Origin of the sequence: Kitasatospora sp. NRRL B-11411 (assembly GCF_000721345.1) — a bacterium.
GTDB classification, from domain to species: Bacteria; Actinomycetota; Actinomycetes; order Streptomycetales; family Streptomycetaceae; genus Kitasatospora; species Kitasatospora cineracea.
Genome location: NZ_JOGH01000029.1, coordinates 45,177 through 67,793 on the forward strand (window position 1 = coordinate 45,177; position 22,617 = coordinate 67,793).

Annotated in this window: 20 protein-coding genes; 12 read left to right on the forward strand and 8 right to left on the reverse strand. The window is 74.2% G+C overall.

The genetic code is table 11. The features are described from left to right. Nucleotides 1-30: 30 nt before the first annotated feature. From IH44_RS0116145 to IH44_RS0116175, 7 genes are all read right to left on the reverse strand, one after another. A complete protein-coding gene (locus tag IH44_RS0116145; RefSeq protein ID WP_030460256.1) occupies nt 31-1,062 on the reverse strand; it encodes a LacI family DNA-binding transcriptional regulator in 1,032 nt (343 codons plus the stop codon). 143 nt (nt 1,063-1,205) lie between these two features. Further along, nucleotides 1,206-2,225 carry an ABC transporter permease gene (locus IH44_RS0116150; RefSeq protein ID WP_081966916.1) on the reverse strand — a complete coding sequence of 340 codons (1,020 nt, stop codon included), beginning with the start codon at nt 2,223-2,225 and terminating at the stop codon, nt 1,206-1,208. Beyond that, nucleotides 2,222-3,187, reverse strand: coding sequence for an ABC transporter permease (locus tag IH44_RS0116155; protein WP_051816956.1), 966 nt, complete (start codon nt 3,185-3,187; stop codon nt 2,222-2,224). Before IH44_RS0116155 ends, IH44_RS0116150 begins: the two co-directional genes overlap by 4 nt. Then, the gene (locus IH44_RS0116160) at nt 3,184-4,866 is read right to left on the reverse strand and encodes a sugar ABC transporter ATP-binding protein (RefSeq protein WP_063759615.1); all 1,683 of its coding nucleotides are present in this window, start codon (nt 4,864-4,866) and stop codon (nt 3,184-3,186) included. The genes IH44_RS0116155 and IH44_RS0116160 overlap by 4 nt, the downstream gene beginning before the upstream one ends. A gap of 67 nt (nt 4,867-4,933) precedes the next feature. Next, the gene (locus IH44_RS0116165) at nt 4,934-6,046 is read right to left on the reverse strand and encodes an ABC transporter substrate-binding protein (RefSeq protein ID WP_030460260.1); all 1,113 of its coding nucleotides are present in this window, start codon (nt 6,044-6,046) and stop codon (nt 4,934-4,936) included. A gap of 336 nt (nt 6,047-6,382) precedes the next feature. Then, the gene (locus tag IH44_RS42830) at nt 6,383-7,438 is read right to left on the reverse strand and encodes an ankyrin repeat domain-containing protein (RefSeq protein ID WP_051816957.1); all 1,056 of its coding nucleotides are present in this window, start codon (nt 7,436-7,438) and stop codon (nt 6,383-6,385) included. Continuing rightward, nucleotides 7,438-8,178, reverse strand: a complete 741-nt coding sequence (locus tag IH44_RS0116175; protein ID WP_030460262.1) for a bifunctional 2-polyprenyl-6-hydroxyphenol methylase/3-demethylubiquinol 3-O-methyltransferase UbiG — start codon at nt 8,176-8,178, stop codon at nt 7,438-7,440. The genes IH44_RS42830 and IH44_RS0116175 overlap by 1 nt, the downstream gene beginning before the upstream one ends. Nucleotides 8,179-8,521: 343 nt before the next feature. Here IH44_RS0116175 and IH44_RS0116180 point away from each other — a divergent pair, with 343 nt between their 5' ends. The 10 genes from IH44_RS0116180 (at nt 8,522) to IH44_RS0116225 (ending at nt 20,728) form a co-directional block, all read left to right on the forward strand. Continuing rightward, nucleotides 8,522-8,896 carry a VOC family protein gene (locus IH44_RS0116180; protein ID WP_030460263.1) on the forward strand — a complete coding sequence of 125 codons (375 nt, stop codon included), beginning with the start codon at nt 8,522-8,524 and terminating at the stop codon, nt 8,894-8,896. A gap of 119 nt (nt 8,897-9,015) precedes the next feature. Then, nucleotides 9,016-9,594 (forward strand): maleylpyruvate isomerase N-terminal domain-containing protein, encoded by a 579-nt coding sequence (locus tag IH44_RS0116185; RefSeq protein WP_198544999.1) that lies wholly within the window; start codon nt 9,016-9,018, stop codon nt 9,592-9,594. Nucleotides 9,595-10,032: 438 nt separating this feature from the next. Next, a complete protein-coding gene (locus tag IH44_RS0116190; protein WP_157852338.1) occupies nt 10,033-11,847 on the forward strand; it encodes a hypothetical protein in 1,815 nt (604 codons plus the stop codon). A gap of 57 nt (nt 11,848-11,904) precedes the next feature. Next, nucleotides 11,905-13,164 carry an ATP-grasp domain-containing protein gene (locus IH44_RS0116195; RefSeq protein WP_063759616.1) on the forward strand — a complete coding sequence of 420 codons (1,260 nt, stop codon included), beginning with the start codon at nt 11,905-11,907 and terminating at the stop codon, nt 13,162-13,164. A gap of 64 nt (nt 13,165-13,228) precedes the next feature. After that, entirely contained in the window at nt 13,229-14,491 is a 1,263-nt protein-coding gene (locus IH44_RS0116200; protein WP_030460267.1) for an ATP-grasp domain-containing protein, read from the forward strand. Nucleotides 14,492-14,537: 46 nt separating this feature from the next. After that, entirely contained in the window at nt 14,538-15,872 is a 1,335-nt protein-coding gene (locus IH44_RS0116205; protein WP_030460268.1) for an MFS transporter, read from the forward strand. Nucleotides 15,873-15,904: 32 nt separating this feature from the next. After that, nucleotides 15,905-17,152, forward strand: a complete 1,248-nt coding sequence (locus IH44_RS0116210) for an acetyl-CoA carboxylase biotin carboxylase subunit family protein (protein WP_030460269.1) — start codon at nt 15,905-15,907, stop codon at nt 17,150-17,152. 35 nt (nt 17,153-17,187) lie between these two features. Then, nucleotides 17,188-18,300, forward strand: a complete 1,113-nt coding sequence (gene serC, locus IH44_RS0116215; protein ID WP_030460270.1) for a phosphoserine transaminase — start codon at nt 17,188-17,190, stop codon at nt 18,298-18,300. A gap of 267 nt (nt 18,301-18,567) precedes the next feature. Continuing rightward, nucleotides 18,568-19,074 carry a peptide-methionine (S)-S-oxide reductase MsrA gene (gene msrA / locus IH44_RS0116220; protein ID WP_030460271.1) on the forward strand — a complete coding sequence of 169 codons (507 nt, stop codon included), beginning with the start codon at nt 18,568-18,570 and terminating at the stop codon, nt 19,072-19,074. Nucleotides 19,075-19,300: 226 nt separating this feature from the next. Further along, entirely contained in the window at nt 19,301-20,728 is a 1,428-nt protein-coding gene (locus tag IH44_RS0116225; protein WP_157852340.1) for a hypothetical protein, read from the forward strand. Between the two features lie 51 nt (nt 20,729-20,779). On the opposite strand, the gene IH44_RS0116230 is transcribed toward IH44_RS0116225, so the two are convergent. Further along, complete coding sequence (locus IH44_RS0116230) at nt 20,780-21,355, reverse strand: TetR/AcrR family transcriptional regulator (protein WP_030460273.1); 576 nt, start codon at nt 21,353-21,355, stop codon at nt 20,780-20,782. Nucleotides 21,356-21,449: 94 nt separating this feature from the next. Here IH44_RS0116230 and IH44_RS0116235 point away from each other — a divergent pair, with 94 nt between their 5' ends. After that, the gene (locus tag IH44_RS0116235; protein WP_030460274.1) at nt 21,450-21,953 is read left to right on the forward strand and encodes an FBP domain-containing protein; all 504 of its coding nucleotides are present in this window, start codon (nt 21,450-21,452) and stop codon (nt 21,951-21,953) included. Nucleotides 21,954-22,062: 109 nt separating this feature from the next. Further along, on the forward strand, nt 22,063-22,617 hold a 555-nt coding region (locus IH44_RS0116240), incomplete at its 3' end, for a class I SAM-dependent methyltransferase (RefSeq protein ID WP_157852342.1).

Below are 22,617 nucleotides of genomic sequence, written 5' to 3' on the forward strand. Positions count from 1 at the left end.
GCGGGGTTCCGGCGGGCGGGTGACGGGGCGTCAGCGGTGCGCGGCGCGGCCGACGGTGGACTCGCGCACCACCAGGGCGTGGCCGGGCAGGATGCGGCGGGGCCGGGCCGGGGGCCGGTCGGGGGCGGCTTCGATCCGGGCGACCAGGCAGTCCACGGCGAGCCGGGCGATCGCGGCCTTGTCGGGGGCGACGCTGGTCAGGGTGACGGCGCCGTAGGCGCCCTCCTCGATGTCGTCGAAGCCCACCACGGCGACCTCCTCGGGGACCCGGACGCCCCGTTCGGCCAGCACCCGCAGCGCCCCGAGGGCGACCAGGTCGTTGTAGGCGAAGACGGCGTCGGGCGGCTCCGGCAGGTCGAGCAGGCGGGTCATCGCCACCGCGCCGTCCAGCCGGTCGTAGCCGTCGGTGGCCGCCACCAGCTCCTCCCGGGGGGTGCCGCCGGCGGCCAGGATCTCCTCCCGCCAGCCGCGCAGCCGCAGGTGGGCGGGCTGCCGGCGGCTGTCCCGGCGGGCGCCGACGAAGGCGATCCGGCGCCGCCCCAGGCCGATCAGGTGGCGGACGGCGAGCCGGGCGGCGGCCACGTTGTCGATGGCGATGTGGTCGAACGGGGCGTCGTACTCGCGCTCGCCGAGCAGCACCAGCGGCGGCCGGGCCGGGCGGCGCAGCAGGTCCTCGGCCTCCAGCCGGATCGGACTGAGGATCAGCCCCTCGATCAGGTGGCTGCGGAAGCCCTGCGAGACCAGGGCCTCCTCGGCGCGCAGCCCGGCGGTGTGGTCGAGCAGGACGGTGCGGCCGTGGTGCGCGGCCGCGTCGATCACCGCCGTGGCGAGGTCCGCGAAGTACGGGTTGCCGAGCTCCGGCACGGCCAGCGCGATGATGCCGCTGCGGCCGGTGCGCAGCCGTCGGGCCGTCGGGTTGGGCCGGTAGCCGAGCTCGTCGACCGCCCGCCGGACCCGCTCCCGGGTGGCCGGGCTGACGTGCGGGTAGTCGTTGACCACGTTGGAGACGGTCTTGACGGACACCCCGGCCCGCACCGCGACGTCCTTGAGGCTCACGCCCACGTCCCCGCCCCCTCGCTCTCCCGGCCCTGCCCCGACCGGCCCTGCCCCGACCGGTCCTGCCCCGACCGGCCCGCTGCCGCGCGTCCCCTCGCCGCGCGTCCCCTCGCCGCGCGTTCCGGCGCCTCCCCGCTCCCCGTGGCCGCTCATTCGTCGCGGCGCCCGCGGTCGAGCAGCGCCTGGGCCAGCACCACCACGGCCAGGAAGGCGCCGTTCACGGTGTCGGTGACGGCCGAGCCGTACTGCGAGGCCGAACGGTCGATCAGGTTGTGGATCACCGACAGCAGCAGCACGCCCGCGACGGTGCCGCCGACCGAGCCGCTGCCGCCGGTCAGCAGGGTGCCGCCGATCGCCACCGAGGCGATCGCGGTCAGCTCGTAGCCGACGCCCACCGTGGTGACGCCCGAGCCCAGCCGGGCGCTGCCCAGCGCCCCGGCCGCGCTGGCCAGCGTCGCGGACAGCACGTACACCAGCGTCTTGGTGCGGGCCACCGGCAGGCCCATCAGCCGGGCCGCGGGCTCGTTGCCGCCGATCGCGGTGGTCGCCGCCCCGAACTTCGTTCTGGTCAGCAGCAGCGCGCCCAGGCCGAACAGGGCGGCGGCGATCAGCACCGGCGTCCACGTCCCCTCGCCCAGCGCCCGGAACGCCGAACCGCGCGGCACCAGGTACGTCTCGGTGCCCTCGGCGGTGATCAGCTGCAGCAGGCCGCGCGCCCCGAGCAGGCCCGCCAGCGTCACGATGAACGGGGCCAGGCCGGCCCGGGACACCAGCAGGCCGTGCGCGCAGCCCCAGGCCGCGCCCACCGCGAGCGGCAGCAGCACGGCCGCCCAGGTGCCGTGGTGCTGGGCCGCCCAGGCGGCCAGCACCCCGCCGAGCGCGTACATCGACCCCACCGACAGGTCGATGCCGCCGGTGAGGATCACGAAGGTCAGGCCGAGCGCCAGCAGCCAGCCGAAGGCGTTGTTGCCGAGGATCGCGCCCAGGTTGTCGGCGCCGGCGAAGCCGGGCGAGAACACCGCCGCGCCCAGCACCAGCAGGACGAGCACGGTGAGCGCGCCGTGCCGGCGGATCCGCCCGGCCAGCCGCTCGGCGGGGGTCTCCGCAGTGAGTCGGCGGCGGCGGGCCAGCGGGCCCGCCCCGGCGGCGGAGGGAAGGGTCGGGCTCATCGGGTACCACGCTCCCGGGAGGCGTACACGGCCAGGCAGATGACGGCCGCTTCGACGATCTTGGTGATGGAGCTGTGCACGTCGTGCTGGGTCAGCACCGCGGTGGTCAGCTGCATGAACAGCGCCCCCGCCACGGTGCCGAGCACCCGCACGCTGCCGCCCGCCAGCGGCGTCCCGCCGACCACCACCGCGGTGATCGCGTCCAGTTCGACGTTGCGGCCCTGGTTGGCCGGGTCGGCCTCCGCGCCGTGGCCGACGATCAGCACCCCGGCCACCGCCGCCAGCACCCCCGACAGCAGGTACACCGTCAGCAGCACCCGCCGCACCGGCAGCCCCGCCAGCCGGGCCGCCCGCCGGTTGTCGCCGACCGCGACCAACTGCCGCCCGAACGTGGTCCGGTGGACCAGCACCGCGGTCAGCGCCACGCACCCCGCCGCCAGCCAGGCCGTCCACGGGACGCCCGCGAACGCCTCCGCGCCCAGCCGCAGCAGCGCCGGATCCGTCACCGGCTTCGCCGACGCCCCGTTGACCAGCGAGGCCACGCCCCGCACCCCGATCATCAGCGCCAGCGTCGCCACGATCGGCTGCACCCGGGTGAACGCCACCATCGCGCCGCCCGCCAGCCCGCTCACCGCGCCCAGCGCCACCGCCACCAGCAGCGCCACCGGCAGCCCCCAGCCGATGTACAGCGGGACCACCGCCGCGGCCAGCGCGATCACCGCGCCCACCGACAGGTCGATCCCCTCGGTGCCGATCACCAGCGCCATCCCGAGCGCCACCAGCAGCGTCGGCGCGACCTGGAACAGCTGGATGCGGACGTTCCCGGCCGACAGGAACCCGCCGTCCAGCACCGCCGCCACCACGAACAGCACGGCCAGCGCCGCGTACACGCCGTAGCGCCGCAGCAGACTCAGCGCGGGCCCGCGCCCGCGCACCGCACCCGCCAGGGTCAGGGCGCTCACCGGGGGCCTCCGTCCACGTCGTCGACTTCCTCCACCGCCACGCCGCCCGGCGCTCCGTCCGGTCCGTCCGGTCCATCCGGCTCGTCCGGCTCGTCCGGATCCTCCGGCTCGTGGGCCAGCGCGGCCAGCAGGCCGTCCGCGCTGACCGAGGCGCCGGTCAGCTCCTCCACCACCGCGCCGTCCTTCAGCACCAGCACCCGGTCCGCGCCCGCGATCAGCTCCTCGGCGTCCGAGGAGATCAGCAGCACGCCCAGGCCCTCCGCCGCCAGTTCGTCGATCAGCGCCTGCACCTCGGCCCGGGCGCCGACGTCGATGCCCCGGGTCGGCTCGTCCAGCAGCAGCACCTTCGGGCCCAGGCAGAGCCAGCGCGCCAGCAGCACCTTCTGCTGGTTGCCGCCCGACAGGTCCGACACCTTCTGCTCCGGGCTCGCGGCCTTGATCCGCAGCCGGGTCATGAAGGTCTCCACGATCCGGTCCTGCCGGGCCCGCGAGACCAGACCCGCCCGGGACAGCCGGGGCAGCGCCGCCAGCACGATGTTCTCCCGCACCGACAGGCCCGGTACGATCCCCTCCGCCTTCCGGTCCTCCGGCAGCAGCACCACCCCCGCCCGGACCGCCGCCGCCGGACTGCGCCGCGCCAGCACCCGCCCCGCCACCTCCACCCGCCCGGCGTCCGCGCCCAGCGCGCCCACCACCGCCTTCGCGGTCTCGCTGCGCCCCGACCCGAGCAGGCCCCCCAGCCCCAGCACCTCGCCCCGGCGCAGCGCGAAACCCACCCTGCGGACCTTGTGACGCACCGTCAGGCCCTCGGCCCGCAGCACCGGGACGTCGCCGACTGCCACCGCCCCGGCCCGCCGGGTGCCGGGCGCCCGGGTGCCCGGGCCCGGCTCCCGGCCCAGCATCAGCGCCACCAGCTCCCGCCGGCCCAGCCCCGCCAGGTCGCCCACGTGCACCACCCGGCCGTCGCGCAGCACCGTCACCTCGTCGCAGAGCGCGTACAGCTCGTCCAGCCGGTGGCTGACGTACACCACCGCGATGCCCTGCGCCGTCAGCTCCCGGACCACCCCGAACAGGGTGTCGACCTCGCGCGGCTCCAGCGAGGAGGTCGGCTCGTCCATCACCACCACCCGGGCCTCCAGCTGCACCGCCCGGGCCAGCGCCACCATCTGCTGCGCGCCCAGGCCCAGTTCGCGCAGCGGCCGGGACACCTCGGCGCGCACCCCGTAGCGGGCCAGCAGCGCGGCCGCCTCCCGGTTCATCCGCCGGACGTCCAGCAGGCCCCGGCGGCGCGGCTCCCGGCCGAGGAACAGGTTGCGGGCCACCGACACCATCGGCACCAGGTTGACCTCCTGGTACACCGTCGAGATCCCGGCCCGCTGCGCCTCCAGCGGTGTGCGGAACGCGACCTGACGGCCCGCCAGTTCGATCCGGCCGGCGTCCGGGCGGTGCACGCCGGTCAGCACCTTGATCAGGGTGGACTTGCCGGCGCCGTTCTCGCCGACCAGGGCGTGCACCCGGCCGGCCCGCAGCACCAGGTCCACGCCCCGCAGGGCGTGCACGCCCGCGAAGCCCTTGTCGATGCCGGCCGCCGTCAGTACGGGGGCGGCCGGCGGGGGTGCGGGAACGGGGGCGGGCGGTGTCGGCGCGGGGGCGGTCGGTGGGGTGTCCGCCTCGGGCATGGGTCCTCCTGTTCGGGTCGCGAGAGGTCACGCGGGGTCAGGCAGGGTCAGGCAGGGTCACGCGGGGTCAGTAGACGAGGCCCTGGGCGAGGGCCTGCTGGGCGCTGTCCTTGGTGAAGTGGCCGTCCTTGATGATCACCTTGGGCTGGACGCCCGCCGTCCCGTAGAAGTCCTTCAGCGACTGGAACGCCAGCGGGCCGAACCGCGGGTTGGTCTCGATGTCCGCGACCAGCTGCCCGTCCACCACGCCCTGCACGGCCTGCCGGATGCCGTCGATCGACACGATCCGGATGTCCTTGCCCGGGGTCTTCCCGGCCGAGCGCATCGCCTGGATCGCGCCCAGTGCCATGCCGTCGTTCTCCGCGTACACGGCATTGACGTCCGGGTGCGCCTGGAGCAGCTGCTCCATCACCTTCTGGCCCTCGGTCTGGTCGAAGTTCGCCGTCTGCGAGGCCACCACCTGCACGTTCGGGTACTTGGCGGCGAGCCGGTCGGTGAAGCCCCTGGTGCGGTCCGCCGAGACGTTGTTGCCGGGCGTGCCCTGCAGGACCGCCACGTGCGCCTGCCCGTCGGTCGCGGCGGCCAGGTCGTCCGCGGCGATCTGCGCCTGCCCGTAGAAGTCCGAGCCGATGAAGGCGACGAAGTCGCCGCACGCGGTGCCGGTCACCGTGCGGTCGATGGTCAGCACCGGGATCTTCTTCGCCTTGGCCGCGGCCAGCGCCGGGCCGAGGCCGTCCGAGTTCTCCGGCGCCACGATCAGCACCTGCGCGCCCTGCGCGATCATGTCCTGGATCTGCGCGTTCTGGGCGTTGACGTCGGCGTTGGCGTTGCGCTCGATCAGCTTCACGCCGAGCTTCTTCGCCTCCGCCTCGATGCTGGCGGTCTCCGCGGCCCGGAACGGGTTGCTGGTCGACTCCGACTGCGAGAACCCGACCACGGTCTTCCCGTCGGCCAGGTCCAGCTTCGGCGCGCCGTAGGTGTCGGCCGTACAGCCGGGGCCGCTCGCGCTCGCCGACGGCGAGACCACCTGCTGGGCGGCGGCACTGTTCGCGCCCGCCGCCGCGGCTCCGCTCCCGGAGCCCTGGCCGGAGCCCTGGTTGGTGCAGGCGGACGCCGACGCGCACAGCCCCGCGACGAGCAGTGCGGCGACGGCGGACTTGGCGCGCAGGGTGGGGTTCATACGCCCGATCACATCCTTGACTGCGTGGGGGAAGTCACCGGCTACCCGCCGGTTTCCAACGATGTAGAGGGACGATGGGGCATTCCGCCGGACAGTGTCAAGAAGTCGCGCGTCAACTCGTGGAGACCTGACGGAGCATCAATGCCGTGATGTGGCTGCTGATCTGCGCTGATGCCGAAAGGGGTGGGGGTGGCGCTGCGCGAGGGCTGGACAGTGGTGGCGATGGGTGCTCTGGTGTCGCGAGGGCAGTCTTTCCAACGTTGTGAAACGAGGAACTTGGCATGGACACCAGTTGTCGCGGAGAGGGCGGCGACCTGCCAGCGACCTACCGGCGGCTCACCCGCGACCCGCCAGGCCGGTGCGGGCGGCGATCCGGACCCGGCGGTCGGGATGCCGGGTCAGCGCGCGGAGCGGCTCCGCGGCCCGCCCGTCCCGGGCCGCGCCCAGACCGGCGGTGAGGGCCAGGACCACGCGGCGGTCGGGCTCGGCGGCCAGCCAGGGCAGGAGGAGGTCGACCAGCGGGGCGTCGAACGGGTTGTCGCCCCCGTCCCTGGCCCCGGCCCCGTCCCGGTCCCCGTCCCCGGCCCCGTCCTCGTTCCGGTACCCGTCCGCGTCCCCGTCCCGGTATCCGTTGATCTCCGTGGAGAAGTGGACCGTCCGGAGCACCTCCGCGCCGAAGTACCGCTCCCGCGGGTCGGGCCGGTCGCGCAGGGCGGCCGCGAAGTCCCAGCCGGTGTGGTGTCCCGCGGGGGTCCGGCGCTCCGCGACGGCGCGGGTGGTCTCGGACCACACCACGTGATCGAGGTCGGGCGCGGCCAGCGCGCGGGCCAGCAGCTCCGCGGCGGGCGCGGGGACGCCGTACGAGCCCTCCAGGCCGGTGAGCAGCGTGGCGTGCCCGGTCAGGAAGGCGTGCCCGCCCAGCGAGAGCCGCTCGCAGACCCCCGCCTCGGACCGGACGGTGCGCTGCTCGACCGGCCCGGCGAGGCCGCTGCGGCGCCGCAGCTCGGCGGCCAGGTCCACGCCGTGCCAGTGCCGGGCCAGCGCCAGGGCGTCGCGCCCGTCGGCGTCCGGGCGCCAGAGCTGGGCGCCGTGGCCGGCGAACAGCCGGAAGAGGTCGGAGCAGCCCAGTTCGACCGCGAGGTGCAGCGGGCTGCGCCCGAGGGCGTCGGTGCGGTCCGGCGAGGCGTACGCCGCGACCAGGGCCTGCGCCGTCGGGTCGTCGAACGCCCGCACCGCCAGCGACAGGACCGGGGTGCCGTGCCCGTCGACGGCGTCCGGGTCGGCGCCCGCCCGGCACAGCGCGTCCACCGCTCCGGCGTCCCCGCCGCGCACCGCCTCGACCAGCCGCGCCGTCAAGTCCGGTGCCCGGCGGCCCGGTTCGGTGGCGGGCATCAAGGGGCGGGTTCCGCGGGGCGGCGGGCCAGGAAGACGTACTCCCGGCCCGGGCGGTCCGGTGCGTCCCGGACCCCGAGCGGTTCGAGGCCCGCGGCGCGCAGGTCGGCCTCCACCTCGGCGCGCTCGCGGAAGCGCAGGGTGGAGTCCGAGGTGAGGTGCCGCCCGTCCGCCGCGAACACGTAGTGCCGGCGGAACGCCACCAACGGGCCGGTGACGTCCAGCAGTTCCACCCAGTCCTCCACCGCGCCGACGCCCGGCAGGTCGCTCACCCGGTGGGAGGCCGCCCGGGTCCAGGACTCCCAGGCGCGGCAGGCCGGCACCCGGGTCTCGAACACCAGATGGCCGCCCGGGCGCAGCGCGTCGCGCACGCCCCGCAGGGTGGCGCGCCAGTGGCCCGGACCGGTGATCTCCTGGGCGGCGTTGGCCGTCATGGTGACCAGGTCGACGCCCAGCGGCGGCAGGTCCGTCACGTCCCCGACCAGCCAGCGGACCCGCTCGGCGCCCGGCTTGCGGCGGGCCACCCCGATCGACGCGGCGGCCGGGTCCACCCCCAGCACGCGCACGCCGCGCCCCGCCAGCAGCAGGGCGAACACCCCGGTGCCGCAGCCCAGGTCGAGCACCTGCGAGGCGCCCAGCTCGTCGACCAGGGCCAGGTAGGGCAGCAGGTCGTCGCGCTCCGGGTCGAGCGCGTCGTAGAGCGCCGCCAGCCGGGGCAGCGTGAAGCATTCGTCGGCCACCCGCGCGACGGTAGCGCCGACCGGGCGCCGGCCGCGCCCGGTTTTCCGGCGGGGTCCGGGGCGGCGGGGTTCGGCGGCGGTGGGGCCGGGGCGGCGGAGTTCGGCGACGGCGTTCGGCGGCGGTGGGAAAAGGGTTTGCGAGGGGGAGCGGCGGTTCCGTACGGTGTCCGGGTGAACACCGGAACGGCCATGGGCCACGCACGGATCGGCGACCCGGTGGGCGACTGACCGCGCCCCGGGTGTCGCAGGGGCGCTCGCACGCCCGAGGACCACCGCTTCCTCGGAGCAGTGCGCGTACACGTCCCCCTGCCGACCAGATCCGGAACGAGGTCAGACCCGAACCATGCCCGCCGCTTTCAACCACACCATCATCGCTTCCAAGGACCGCGCCGCGTCCGCCCGCTTCTACCAGGACCTGCTGGAGGCCGAACAGGCGCCCTCCTGGGGCCCGTTCACCAACCTGCAGCTCGCCGACGGCGTGCTGCTCCAGTTCGCCGAGCCGCCGGTGGAGATCCAGCGGCAGCACTACGCCTTCCTGGTCGACGACGAACTGTTCGACCGTGCCCACGCCATGCTGCGCGAACGCGGCATCGACCACTGGGCCGACCCGCAGATGCAGCGCCCCGGCGAGACCAACACCGAGCACGGCGGCCGCGGCGTCTACGTGCTCGACCCGGCCGGGCACGGGCTGGAGCTGATCACCCGGACCTACCTGTGAGCCGCTGAGCCGTCGTCGAACCGCTGAACCGCACCTCCCCGCCGCCCCGTTGACGCGGTCCGGCGGGTCCGGGCGGTTGGCGGGCGCGGGGCGCGGGGCGCGGGTGCGAGGATGGGCCGATGGATCGGATCGGTCACCAGGAACTGCGCGCCGCCCTGGCGCAGACGCGGAACGTCCTCGCCCCGCACCTCGGCCGGGACTGGGGCGTCCCGGCCGGGCCGCTGGAGTGGAACTGCCGGGACACGCTGGCCCACCTCGGCCACGACCTGCTCGCCTACGCCGGGCAGCTCACCGCCCGGCCTGCCGACCGCTACCTGCCCTTCGACCTGACGGTGAGCCAGGAAGCCGATCCGGCCGACCTGTTGGCCACCGCGCTGGCCTGCGGCGAGCTGCTGGCCCTCGCGCTGGCCGCCGCCGAGCCCGGCCTGCGGGCCTGGCACTGGGGCCCGACCGACCCGACCGGTTTCGCCGCGATGGGCGTCGCCGAAACCCTGCTGCACACCCACGACATCGCCACCGGCCTCGCCCTCGACTGGGCGCCGCCGCCCGCGCTCTGCGCCGCGGTCCTGGCCCGGCTCTTCCCCGATGCCCCCGCCGGCGACCCGGCCCCCGTCCTGCTCTGGTGCACCGGTCGCGCCGAGCTGCCGGGCCGCCCGCGCCGGGAGTCCTGGACGTGGCGGGCGGCGCTCGCCGAGTAGCGGCCGAGGGCGTCGACGGGGCGGCGGGGCGGCGGGGCGGGCCGGGTGTCGGGGTGGCGCCGGCGGGTTGGGCTATCGGTGGGCGATGATGCTGCCGGCCTCGGCCGGGTGCGGCCCGGCGGTACCCGGCCTGTTGTCCTCCGTGGTTGGTGAAGCTCTCGTCGAAGCCCGCACGGGCGCGGTCGTCGACTTCCTCGAGCGTGGTCTGCGGCAATGTGGCGGTGTCCCTTTGCGGAATATTGGTGCGCATGGGCCTGGATATCCGTCCAGACCGTAGGGAATCGGACAGGCCGCCACAGTTGTGGAAGGGCCGTCGTTGCAGCGCTCGTAAACGCTCTGGTAACCTCCCGGACCACCGGGGGACATCTTGCATTTCCGCCATGTCAAGACGGCGTTCATCTGCACTGCCCTCGCCTTTCCTATGGCATTCAGCGTTGCATGCCGCTGTTCGTACAAAGGGCCCACGCATACGTGGACCTCTGCGCCATGGGGGACTTGAGCGTGGCAATTTTGCGTACTGAGCGTTTTCCCGAACTCCTCCGGAAATGCGCTGAAGAGGCGGGGGCCAAAACCGATCTGGCCGCCGTCGTGGAACACGCCGTCTCACTCGGGGGCCGTTTTCCGCGCGAATTGGGCATGGCGGCGTTGACCGCCGGAGAGGCACACCTGCTGGCCGCCGCCGAGTCGGTGGGGGCCACGGTTCACGGGGCCGGCGCCGAAGCCGGTCATGCCGATCTGGTCGCCATCGTGCCGACCGGCCGCGTCCGTGTCGTGCGGCCCGGGGAGCAGGTGACGGACGGGTCCGCCCTGGTGGGTGAGATCGAGTGGCACGGTGCCCGCCCGGCGGGCCTGGACGAGTACGTCGACCACCTGCAGATGCTGGACGGAGCCGACCGGCAGGTGCTCAGGAAGTGGCTGGTCGCCGAGGGCGAGGCCCGCGCGCTCGACCTGATCCGGCGGCTTCGCTACACGCTGCGCCATGTCGGTCCGATGCTGGTCCACATCGGCGATCGCCACTACACGAACCTGGGCAAGGCGGCCAATCTCGTCGGCAAGTCCGTCGCTGCGGACTCCCCGGCGTGTCTCCTCAACGGCCTGGAACGCACGGAGCTTTCGGACTGGGCCGAGGAGGACTGCGCCTTCCTGGTGCTGATGAGTGTCCTGATCGCCTCCGGGACTCCCTCCCGTACCGAGGAGTTCAGCGGTACCCAGCTGACGCTGCGGCGCCTGGAGGAGTTCGTCCGCGGGCGGATCCGCGCCTACGGCAGGACCGTTCCGCAGGACGCGGAGACCCTCCCCGACGTGGAGCGGCTGTGGCTGCTCGCGGACCTGTCCGCGGAAGGCCGCCGAGCCGCCGTCGCTGCGGGCTCGTCGGTGTTCCGGGTGGTCCAGGGCATGACCATCAACAAGGAGGAGCGGGCCTTCGACCGGCCGGTGTCCGCCGCCGACCTGCCCGACGCGGTGCGGGCGCTGCTGCTGGACCACCTGTCCGAGGAGCAGCTGTCCTCCCTCGACGCCCCGGACTCTCTGGCCAGGGCGTGGTCGGCCCGCTTCCCGCGCCTGCACGAGACGGGAAGCGGCGCGTTCTCGACGCGCTTCGAGGAGTTGCTGCACGGGATCGTCGCCGTTGCGACGGAGGCCACCCGGTCGCACGTCGGCATGTCCCGGGGGCCCAAGGACGTGGGTCTGCTGGGTCGGCTGCTGGCCGCCGGGGATCCGGCCCCCGGATCGTGGAAGACCAGCGACTACTACTGCTGCGTGGTGCCCGCGCCTGATTTCGTCGGGCGCTTCGCGGCGGATCCGGAGAGCCTGGTGCAGGTCGTGCGTGCCATCGCGGCACGCATGCGCTGGAACGGCTGGCACTTCATGCCTCCCCTGGCTGGGCCCGAGGAGCTGTTCGAGGACCGGGACTGGTTCTACCCGCCGTCCATGCCGGACATCACGGAGTGGACTTCGCACCACCACCAGGGCCACGTGGCGAACGGCGTGCGTCACGCGATCCGGGTGCCGCTGCCGCTGGTCCTGGGCGGGGAGGTCCGCCCCGGCGTCCACGACTTCCGGCTCATGCGCTCGGACGGCGATCCCTACGACCTGGCCGATCTGCGCGCGGCCATCGCCGTGGCCAAGGTCCTCCAGGGGCTGTACCAGGCGCACGCCGCGTTCCTGGAGGGCAACGGCACGAGCGTGCCGGTCAGTGACTTCGACAACCGCTGGTACCAGGCGAGGTACCTGGCGTCGGCGCCGACCGCCTGACGGCTCGGTGCGGGTGAGGTGATTCCCTTGGACCGCGAGGCAAGGCAGGAACGAGAGATGGTGACACAGCCGGTGGATGCGCCTGTTGCAGTTGCGGACCGCGAAGTCCTGGTCGTGGGCTGGAAGGCCAAGGCGATCAAGGCGCTGGTCCGGCACGCAGCCGTCGTCACCAGCGTGGTCGATCCGCACGAGGCGGCGAAGTGCCGCAAGCTGGGCCTGGGCGCGACCTGGGTCGCCGCGGACCCGACGCGGGCCGAGGACGTCGCCGCCGTGCTGGCTCGGCACGGACGTTCCGCCGGGGACTTCGACGCGGTCTGCAGTCCCACGGAGCTGACCGTGCTGACGGCGTCCCTGCTGGCAGCCGCCGCGGGGAACAGCGCGATTCCCCTGGACGCGGCCGTGGCCCTGCGGGACAAGGCGGTGCAGAAGGAGTCCGTGCGGCGGGCGGGGCTGCCGGTGGCGTCCTGCCGGGTCGTCGCCACCACGCCGGACCTGGCCGGCGTGGCCGCGGACGGGCCGGTCGTGGTGAAGCCGGTGTGCGGGGCGGGCAGTGCCGACACGTACGAGATCGGTGACGCGGAGGCCGCCGAGTCCCTCGTCGCACGCCTCACCGAGCAGGGCCTGCACGGCCCTTGGCTGGTCGAGGAGTTCATCGACGGTTGGGAGGCCCAGGTCGACGGCGTGGTCCGGGACGGACGGCTGCGGTTCATATCCGTCTCCCGCTACCTGGACAACCTGATCAGGATCCACGACGGCGGGCTCGCGGGTTCCGCCTCGCTTCCGTCGGCCCGCCATCCCGAGCTGTACCGGCGCGTGGGCGAACTGACCTCGCGGGCGCTGGCAGCACTGGGCTTCGAGGACGGCGTCTTCCACCTCGAGGTCTTCGTCAACGGCGAAGACGTCGTCTTCAGCGAGTGCGGGGGCAGGGTCGGCGGTGCGCTCACGGACGAGCAGCTCCGGCACTGCTTCGACGTGGACATCTACGACGAGTGGGCCCGCTCCGTGCTCCGCCTTCCCTCGGCCCTGCCCGAGCAGCTCCCCGATCCGGGAGGCAGCGTCGGGTACATCCACCTGACGCTCCCCCAGGGCACGGTGACGGAACTGCCCACGCAGGACGCGCTGACGGCCCGACCCGGGGTGCTGCACGCCGAACTCGACGTGGCCGTGGGCGACGTCGTGGGCGATCTGACGACCAGTTCCCACCTGCGGGCCGCCCGCGTGCTGGTCCACGGCCCGGACGAGGAGAGCGTCACCGAGGACCTGCGAAAGCTGTCGCAGTGGTTCAGGAACGCGACCGTCGTCGTCCCGACCCCTTGATCCGGTGCTCCAGCGCCTCGTTCCCGACCCCGAACCCAGCCGCGACCAACGGAAGCCGTGGAAGATGACCGCAACCGATCCCCGCACCGACGCAGCGGCCGAAGCCGTGGACGTCGTCGTCCTGGGCTGGAAGCCCACTGAAGTCCTGCGCGCTCTCACCGGCTACGGGGCCCGCGTCGTGTGCGTGTGCGAGCCGTCCGACGCGTCCGCCGCCCGGGAGACGGCGGACGTCGACACCGTGGTCGTCGCGGGCACCCTCACCGATGCCGCCGAGGTCCTCGCAGCGCTGGCCCGCACCGGGATCCGGCTCACCGCCGACGCGATCGTCTGTTCCGCCGACGAGTTTCCGCTGGTGACGGCCTCCCTCGTCGGCGAGGCCCTCGGCTGCCGGGCGTGGCCGGTGCCGCTGGCTCTCGCCCTGCGCGACAAGTTCGTCCAGAAGCAGCTGGTACGCGCCGCGGGCATCCCGGTCGCCGAGGCGTGCGTCGTGGACACCCTGGCCGAGCTCGCCCTCGCCCCCCTCGCCCCGCCGTTCGTCATCAAGCCCTTCGACGAAGCGGGTGTGCGGCGCACGAGCGTGGTGCGGTCCACGGAAGAGGCCGAAGAACTGGCGCAGCGCGAGGGCTCGGAGCACTCGGGCCCGTGGCTGGCGGAGAGCTTCGTCGAGGGCGGCGAACTGCACCTGGACGGCGTCGTGCGCCAGGGCGGCCTGCTCCTGCTGTCCGTCTCGCGCTACCTCGCCAACGTCATGGACTTCCGGACCGGAGGCCTGGTCGGCTCCACGACCCTCGACCCGGACGAGCACGCCGGTCTGTACCGCAGGGCCGCGGACGTCGCCACGCGCTCGCTGCGGGCTCTGGGCCACACCGACGGGGTGTTCCACCTGGAGGTCTTCGAACAGGACCGGGCGTTGGTCTTCGGCGAGTGCGCCGGTCGCGTCGGCGGAGGCCGCGTGGACACGGTCGTCCAGCTCAAGTTCGGGGTGGACCTGCACGACGAATGGGCCCGGGCCGTTCTCGCGCTGCCCTCGGCCGTCGCCACGGCCGAACAGGACCCGCGGACCTTCGGCTGGGTCCACCTCCCGGCGGTTCGGGGGCGGGCCACCGTCGTCCCCACCGACGACGAAGTGCGGCAGCAGCCCGGGGTCGAGGTCGTCGAGATGAAGGTGAAGCCGGGTGCGACGGTGACCGACGTGCTGAAGGACTCCAACGCCCGCTCCGGGCGCGTGGTGGTCTCGGGACCCGACGCCGCCGAGGTGACCGCCCGGCTCCGGGGGGTCTCGGCCTGGTTCCGCACGGCCCTCGCCGTCGAACCGGTCGAATCCTGATCCCCACCCCCGTCTGCCCCCCGTCGTCAACGTGCCGAACGGCCCCATGAAAACCATCGCCTCCACCCTCGCGGGACGCCTGCTCCCGGCGCGCGGCGCCGGCCGCACCCTCGCCGCCGGCTCCTTCGTCGACTCGTTCGGATCCGGCCTCTTCCTGGCCGTGGCCACCCTCTACTTCGTCGGCCAGGTCGGCATCGCGCCCACCGGCGTCGCCCTGGCCCTGGCGGTCGCCGGCGTTCTGGGCCTGGTCAGCGGGGCACCCGGCGGCCGGCTGGCGGACCGGTACGGCGTCGGCCGCGTCTACCTGTGGCTGCTGCTGCTCAGGGCCGTCTCCTACAGCCTCTACGCCCTGGTCGACGGATTCACCGGGTACTTCCTCGTCACCTGCCTGGCGACGATGGCGGACCGGGCCTGTTCGCCCCTCACCCAGGCGGCCGTCCGCGTGGTGGTCGGCAGCCGGGAACGCAACCGCACCATGGCCTCGATCCGGGCGCTGCGCAACGTCGGCTACACCCTCGGCACGCTCGTCGCCGCCTCCGCGGTCGCCGCGCACAGCCACGTCCTGGTCCAACTGCTGTTCCTCGCCAACGGCCTGACGTTCGTGGTGACGGCCGCGTGCGTCCGACGAGCCCTGAGGGCGACCCGGGCGGCCGACCCCGGCACCGACGCCGCCGACCTGCCGGCGGACCCCGACGCCGGCACGGCGAAGGGGGAGCCCGCCCCCGCCGTGCCGGCCACGGTCCGCTCGCCGTTCAGGCACCCCTCGTTCATGGCCCTGACGGTCGGCAACGCCCTCATGTGCCTCCACGACACCGTTCTCGTCGTCGCGCTGCCGGTCTGGGTGATCCGCCACTCCTCGGTGCCCGAGAGCACCGTCCCGATCCTCCTGGCCGTCAACACCGCGCTGACCGTCGGCGTCCAGGTGTGGATCTCCTCCCTGGACATGGACCGGTCCCGCGCCCTGCGGCTGCTGTGGGGTGCCGCCGCCGTGCTGTGCGCGGCCTGCCTGCTGTTCGCCTGCGTCACCGCGGCTCCCACCGCCGTCGGCACGGCGCTCCTGGGCGGTGCCGTGGTCCTGCTCACCCTGGGGGAGAACTTCCACGCCGCGGCGGCCTGGTTCCTGTCCGACGCCATGGCACCGCCCGCGGCCTACGCGCGCTACCTGGGAGCCTTCAGCACGAGCGTCACCGTCCACGGCCTGCTCGGACCCGCGCTCGTCCTCGGCGCCCTCCTGCCACTGGGCGCCGGTGGCTGGGCGGCCCTGTGCGGGCTGTTCACCACCGGGGCCGCAGGCATGAGCGCGGCGGCCGGCCGCTCCCTGCCGAAGCCGCGACCGAACCCGACCCTGCCCGCTGTAGCATCCGACACCGCCGCCGGCTGACCCCGGCCGTCCGAGCCCAGGAGCCCATCCACATGACCCCGCGCCCCACCGTCATCTACGTCGGCACTCGCCGAGGCCCGCAGGAGGCCAACCGCGCCCTGTTCGCCGCCCGCGACGCCGGCTACCGAGTCGCCGTGCTCGGCTCCGTGGCGGCCGGACTGCACACCGACCTGATCCACGACGTCGAGAAGGCGAACCTCTCCGACCGCGAGGCAGCCCTCGACGCGGGGTTGCGCCTGGCCGAGCGCACCGGGGCCAGCGGCGCTCTGGCCTGGACGGACGGCGGCGTCGAGCTCGCCGCGGCGCTGTCCCAGCGGTGCGGATGGCGCGGTGTGCCGGTCGAGGCCGCACACCGGGCCCGCAACAAGCACTCCATGCGCGCGGCCCTGTCCCACCGCCCCGACCTCATCCCGGCGTTCCGCCACGTGACCTCGTTCGAGGAACTCGCCGCGGCCCGCGAGGAGATCGGCGCGCCCGCCGTCCTCAAGCCCGCCGGCGGCAGCGGCAGCCGCTCCATCCTGCAGGTCGAGCCGGACACCGACCTGGCCGCGCTGTACCGCCAGGCTGTCGCGCTCACCCTGCCCAGCGTCGCGTCGATCTTCGGCGACTACCCCGGCGAGTTCGTCTACGAGGAGCGCCTGGGCGGGACCGAGCACAGCGTCGAAGGTTTCGTCCACGACGGCGTCACCTACATCGCCGGAATCACCGACAAGCTGGTCACCTACCCCTACTACGTCGAATACCAGGAGATCCACCCCTCCGCCCTCCCCGCGGACACCGTCGAGACGGTCCACGCCCTGACCCGCGAGGTGACCCGGTCCATCGGGCTCGACTGGTGCGGGTTCCACCTCGAGTGCCGTGTCCTGCCGGACGGGACCGCCAAACTGCTGGAGATCGCCGCCCGCCCCGGCGGCGGGTTCATCACCTCGCACCTGGTGCCCGGAAGCACCGGGATCCCCTTCCACGAGAACCTCGTCCGGCTGACCGCCGGTCAGGCGCCCGACCTGGAGCACCGCGCGGACGCCTTCTTCGGCAGCCGCAGCGTCCTCAGCCCCACCGAGGGCGTCTTCCAGGGCTTCGACGGACTCGACGAGGTACTGCGCATCGGCGGCCTGGAGCACTTCTTCTTCGGCGCGGTCCCCGGCGACAAGATCGTCCTGCCCCCGGGGGACGCCGGCAGCTGCGAACTCGCCAGCGCCCTGGTGCGCGCCCCCCGCTACCAGGACGTCCAGGACGCCCTGGCCCGGGCTGCCGAACTCGCCCGCCCCCGCATCGGCTGATCCCGCCCGCCCCCAGAAAGAAGCAGCCCAGCCCCATGACCGCGATCACCATCCCCGACGCCCTGCGGCCCGCCGACGGCCGTTTCGGCTCCGGCCCCTCCAAGATCCGCCCCGAGGCCCTGGCCGCCCTGGCGGAGCAGACCGTCTTCGGCACCTCGCACCGCCAGGCGCCGGTCAAGGCCATCGTCGGCCGCATCCGCGCAGGACTGGCCGACCTGTACGACCTGCCGGACGGATACGAGGTGGTCCTCGGCAACGGCGGAGCCACCGCGTTCTGGGACATCGCTGCCTACGGCCTCATCGGCCGCAAGTCCCAGCACCTGGTCATCGGCGAGTTCTCGGCCAAGTTCGCGGCCTCGGCCACCACGCCCTGGCTCGCCGAACCCAGCGTCATCTCCGCACCGCCGGGAACCTGCACGCAGCCGCGCGCCGAGTCCGGGGTCGACGCCTACGCCCTCATCCACAACGAGACGTCGACCGGCGTGATCGCCCCCGTCCAACGCGTCGCGCAAGCCGATCCCGGAGCGCTGCACCTGGTCGACGGCACCTCGGCGGCCGGCGGCGTGAGCGTCGACATCAGTCAGTGCGACGCCTACTACTTCGCCCCGCAGAAGAACCTGGGCTCCGAAGGCGGCCTCTGGATCGCGCTGTTGTCCCCGGCCGCGATCGACCGGGCGCACACCATCGCCGCCTCCGGCCGGTACATCCCGCCGTTCTTCTCCCTCACGGCCGCGATCGAGAACTCCGCGAAGGACCAGACCTACAACACCCCCGCCCTCACCACCCTCGTCCTCCTCGCCGACCAGCTCGACTGGATCAACTCCCGCGGCGGCCTGCAGTGGGCCGCGCAACGCACCGCCGACTCCTCCTCGCGCCTGTACACGTGGGCCGAGAAGTCGCCCGCGGCCACGCCCTTCGTCACCGATCCCCTGTTCCGCTCGCCCGTCGTCGCCACCATCGACTTCGACGAGAGCATCGACGCCACCGCGCTGGCCGCCACCCTCCGCGCCAACGGCATCCTCGACACCGAGCCCTACCGCAAGCTCGGCCGCAACCAACTGCGGATCTCCTGCTACCCGTCCATCGACCCCGCCGACGCGGAAGCACTCACCGCGTCCATCGACTACGTGATCGAGCGACTCGCCTAGGGTCCGCGCGAGGTGGTGGCCGGTCTACGGGTTCCGCCCTCGTCCGAGGGCGGAACCCGTACGGCGAAGGCTCCGATCCCCACCCGTGAGGTCGCAGCACCGGAGCCGGAGGGTGCTGGAGGGGGCTGGCCGGCTGAGCGGGCGCCCCGGCTGACGGGGGGCGGGACGGGGAACATCGGGGGCGTCCGGGAGGTTGGACCGGATGGTCCCGCCGGGGCGGCGCCCGGGCGGGACGAGTCGACGTCCCATGCGAGGAGTGAGTACTAGATGACCACGGACCGTGCTGTCCTGGCCGGCGGTTGCTTCTGGGGAATGCAGGAGCTGATCCGCAACCTCCCCGGCGTCCAGTCGACCCGCACCGGCTACACCGGCGGCGAGAACGCGCACGCCACCTACCGCAACCACCCCGGCCACGCCGAGGCGCTGGAGATCGTCTACGACCCGGAGCGGATCAGCTACCGGACGCTGCTGGAATACTTCTTCCAGATCCACGACCCGAGCACCGTGGACCGGCAGGGCAACGACATCGGCAGCAGCTACCGCTCGGCGATCTTCTACGCGGACGAGGCCCAGCGCGCCACCGCCCTCGACACCATCGCGGACGTCGACGCGAGCGGCCTCTGGCCGGGCAAGGTCGTCACCGAGGTCACCCCGGTCGGCGACTTCTGGGAGGCCGAACCCGAGCACCAGGACTACCTGCAGCACTACCCCAACGGCTACACCTGCCACTACCCGCGCCCGGGCTGGAAGCTCCCGGTGCGCGAGGGCGCGTGACCGGAGGCCCGGTCGAGGGCTGAGGGGCGAAACACCAGGGGTATACGGCGGCCACCGGTTCCGGTGGCCGCCGTTCGCGGTGGGCGGGGCGGAGCGGGGTGGAGCGGGACGGAGCAGCGGCGGCCCGGGCCCGATCCGGGTTCGGTCCGGGCCTGGTCCGTGGGCTGTGCGGGGGCTGTGCGGGGGTGACCGCCCGCCGGGCAGGTCGTAGGGTGCCCCCGTGAACGTGGATGATCTTCAGTGGCAGGTGGTGAACCTCGGTGGTGTCCTGCCGCGGATCGTGGACGAGGTCCTCGATGGCGGCGGGCTGGAGGCCCTGGTGGGGGCGGCGGAGGAGCGGGGCGACTGGTTCTGCGCCGAGGGGGCGGTGCGGGGGCTGTGCGCGGCGGGGGAGTTCGGGCGGGCCTGGGCGGTGGTGGAGCCGTTCGTGGGGACGGGGTGGCGCCCGGCGGCACGGGTGGGGGCCGACGTCCTGGTGCGGTGGGGCCGGATCGAGCAGGCGCTGGAGCTGTCGCGCCCGGCGGGGGCGGCGGGGAGCGAGGGGACGGAGGACGTGGCCGCCGCGGCGCGGGACCACGCCGAGGTGCTGGTCCGCGCGGGGCGGGCGGACGAGGCGGTCGACGTTCTGGCGCCGCACCTGCGCGACCGGCGGGTGCTGGGCGCCCTGGTGGAGCTGACCGAGGGACAGGGGTGCGACGAGCGGGTGCTGGAGCTGCTGGCCCCGCTGGCCGAGGAGTTCCGGCGCAGCCCGGGGCGGGGCGGGGGCGGCGGCCCGTGGGAGGCGCTGTCCGGGCAGGCGCGGGTGCTGGAGCGCTCCGGCCGCGCGGACGAGGCGATCCGGCAGTTCGGCGCGGACGTGGCCGCGCGCCGGTACGGGCCGCTGAACAACGTGGAGTCCTACGCCGAGCTGCTGGCCCGGCACGGCCGGATCGAGGAGTTGCGGAGCCTCGCCGACACCGAGAGCCGCGCCGCCGTCCCCGTGTACGTCAGGGTCCTGGAGGACGCCGGACGGGCGGGGGAGGCGGAGGCGTACCTGCGCGGCCTCATCGCCGCCGGAAAGCCGGGCTGGTACGAGAGCATGCTGATGGAGCTGCTCTTCCGCCAGGGCCGCCCGGCGGACGGCATCGAGGCTGCGGCCGGCACGTTCGACGACCTCTACGACGACAACCTCCTCCAGTCGGCCCTGCTCCTGCTCGCCGAACACGGCCTGCACGACCGGGCGATCGCGCTCACGCAGGAGCGCAGCCCCGAGTTCCTCGCCGAGCACGAGGCGCACTGGGTGCGCTCCAACCGCTGGTGGCTGATGGGCGAGGCGGGCCGGGCCCCGGAGGCGCTCGCGGAGATCGCGGCCCTGCCGGTCGACGGGGGCGGGGAGGCCGACGAGGCCGACGAGGTCGAGGACCGCGAGCTGACCGTCGCCTGGCTGCTGGCCCAGGACGGCCGGGTCGCGGAGGCCGACGCCCTCCTGCGCGGGATGCCGGGCAAGCGGGCCGGCACCCAGCTGGCCGAACTGCTGCTCCGGCAGGGCCGGTTCGCCGAGGCGATTGCCGCGATCCCCGACGTCGCCGCCCAGCGGGAGGAGGAAGAGCGCCGGCGGGCGAAGTGGCGGGAGGCGGCCGCGTCCGGCGCCGCCGGCGGGTGGGGCGGCCGGTGAGCGGCACCGGGCGCGGCCCCGCGGGCTGACGGTCGGTCGGTCCTGCGGCTCCTATGACCCCGGTGCGGGGCGGGTGCGGAGGAGGGTGTCGAGGGAGTCGACGATCCAGTCCCAGGACTCCTGCGCGGGGACGGGGGTGTGGGCGAAGCCCCCGGCGGCCTCGAGGTCGATGTAGCCGTGGAAGACGCCGCCGAGGAGGCGGACGGCGTGGGTCTGGGCGGGCTCGGGGAGGTGGTAGCCGCGCAGGATGGCCCGGGTCAGCTGGGAGTGGCGGGGGGCGGCGCTGGCGGCGGCGGTCTCGGGGTCGAGGCGCAGCCGGGCGGCGGCGTAGCGGCCCGGGTGCTCGCGGGCGTAGCCGCGGTAGGCCTCGGCGAAGGCGGCCAGGGCGTCGCGGCCGGCCCGGCCGGCGACGGCGTCGGTGGCGCGGTCGGCGAGTTCGGCCAGGGCGAGCAGGGCGATCCGCACCTTGAGGTCGTGCGAGCTCCTGACGTGCGAGTACAGGCTGGCGACCTTGACGTCGAAGCGGCGGGCCAGCTCGGTCACCGTCACCTGCTCGAAGCCCACCTCGTCGGCGAGTTCCGCGCCCGCTCGGGCCAGTACCTCCGGGGTCAGACCTGCACGTGCCACCGCGGCCACCCGTCCCTTCCTCGTCGTCCGGTCGTGCTTCCTGAACCCATTATCCATTTGCCTAAACGACTTAGGCAAATTAGCGTGGTGTTTCGTGAGAGAGCTGACCGATCCCGAGATCCGCGCCGCGTTCCTGAACTGCTCCAAGGGCGAGGCGAAACGACTGAACCTGCCCCGCGAGCTGCCCGAACAGCCCTGGCCGGAGCTGGACTTCCTCGGCTGGCGCGACCCGCAGGCCCCCGACCGGGCCTACCTGGTCGCCGAGCTGGACGGCCGCCCGCAGGCCGTCGTCCTGCGCTCCTCCTCCGGCGCGTCCTGGCAGCCCCGCCGCAGTATCTGCTCGCTCTGCGTCACCACCCACACCGGCGGGGTCTCCCTGCTGGTGGCCCCGCTGGCCGGCCCCGCCGGGCGACAGGGCAACTCGGTCGGCGCGTACATGTGCAGCGACCTGGCCTGCCCGCTGTACGTCCGCGGCCTGCGCGAGACCGGCACCAAGATTCACGAGTCGCTGACGCAGGAGCAGCGGATCGAACGGATGCGCGGCAACCTGGCGGCCTTCCTGGCCAAGGTCCGCGGGGAGGCGGCGCCGACGGGCTGAACCACCGTCAGGGGGAGCGGAACGGCTGGGTAGGCTGCGGGCGAAGGGGCGCGCGGGTGAACCGACGAACCGGCGAACCGGCGTGCGGGCGAAGGGGTGGGTGAGGCGGATGGCGGGTTTCGCGGTGGGCGTCGCGGCCGGGGTGCCGGACACGGCGGCCGTCCTCGAAGCGTTCGACGCCCTGGAGCGGCGGATGTGGAGCGGGCGGGCCGCCGCCTACGCCGCGAGCTTCGCCCGCCTGTGCGCCCACCCGGTACCCGCGCTGCTGGACGCCGCCGCGGTCGGGCCCGGCAGCGCCGTGCTGGACGTCGGCACCGGGACGGGCGCCGCCGCGGCCGCCGCCTGCGCGCGCGACGCCCGGGTCACCGCCGTCGACGCCGAACCGAGCATGCTCGCCGAGGCCCGGCGCAACGCCCCGGCGGCCGAGGTGCGCGCCGCGACGCTCCCCGAACTCCCCTTCGCCGACGCCTCGTTCGACGCGGTGGTCGGCAACTTCGTGATCAACCACGTCGGGCGGCAGCGCGCCGCCGTCGCCGAACTGCGCCGCGTCCTGCGCCCCGGCGGCCGCCTCGCCCTCACCGCCTGGGCCACCCCCGCCCCGCCCGGACAGGCCCTGCTGGGCCGGGCCGTCGAAGCCGCCGGCGTCCCCCGGCCCGCCCACCTC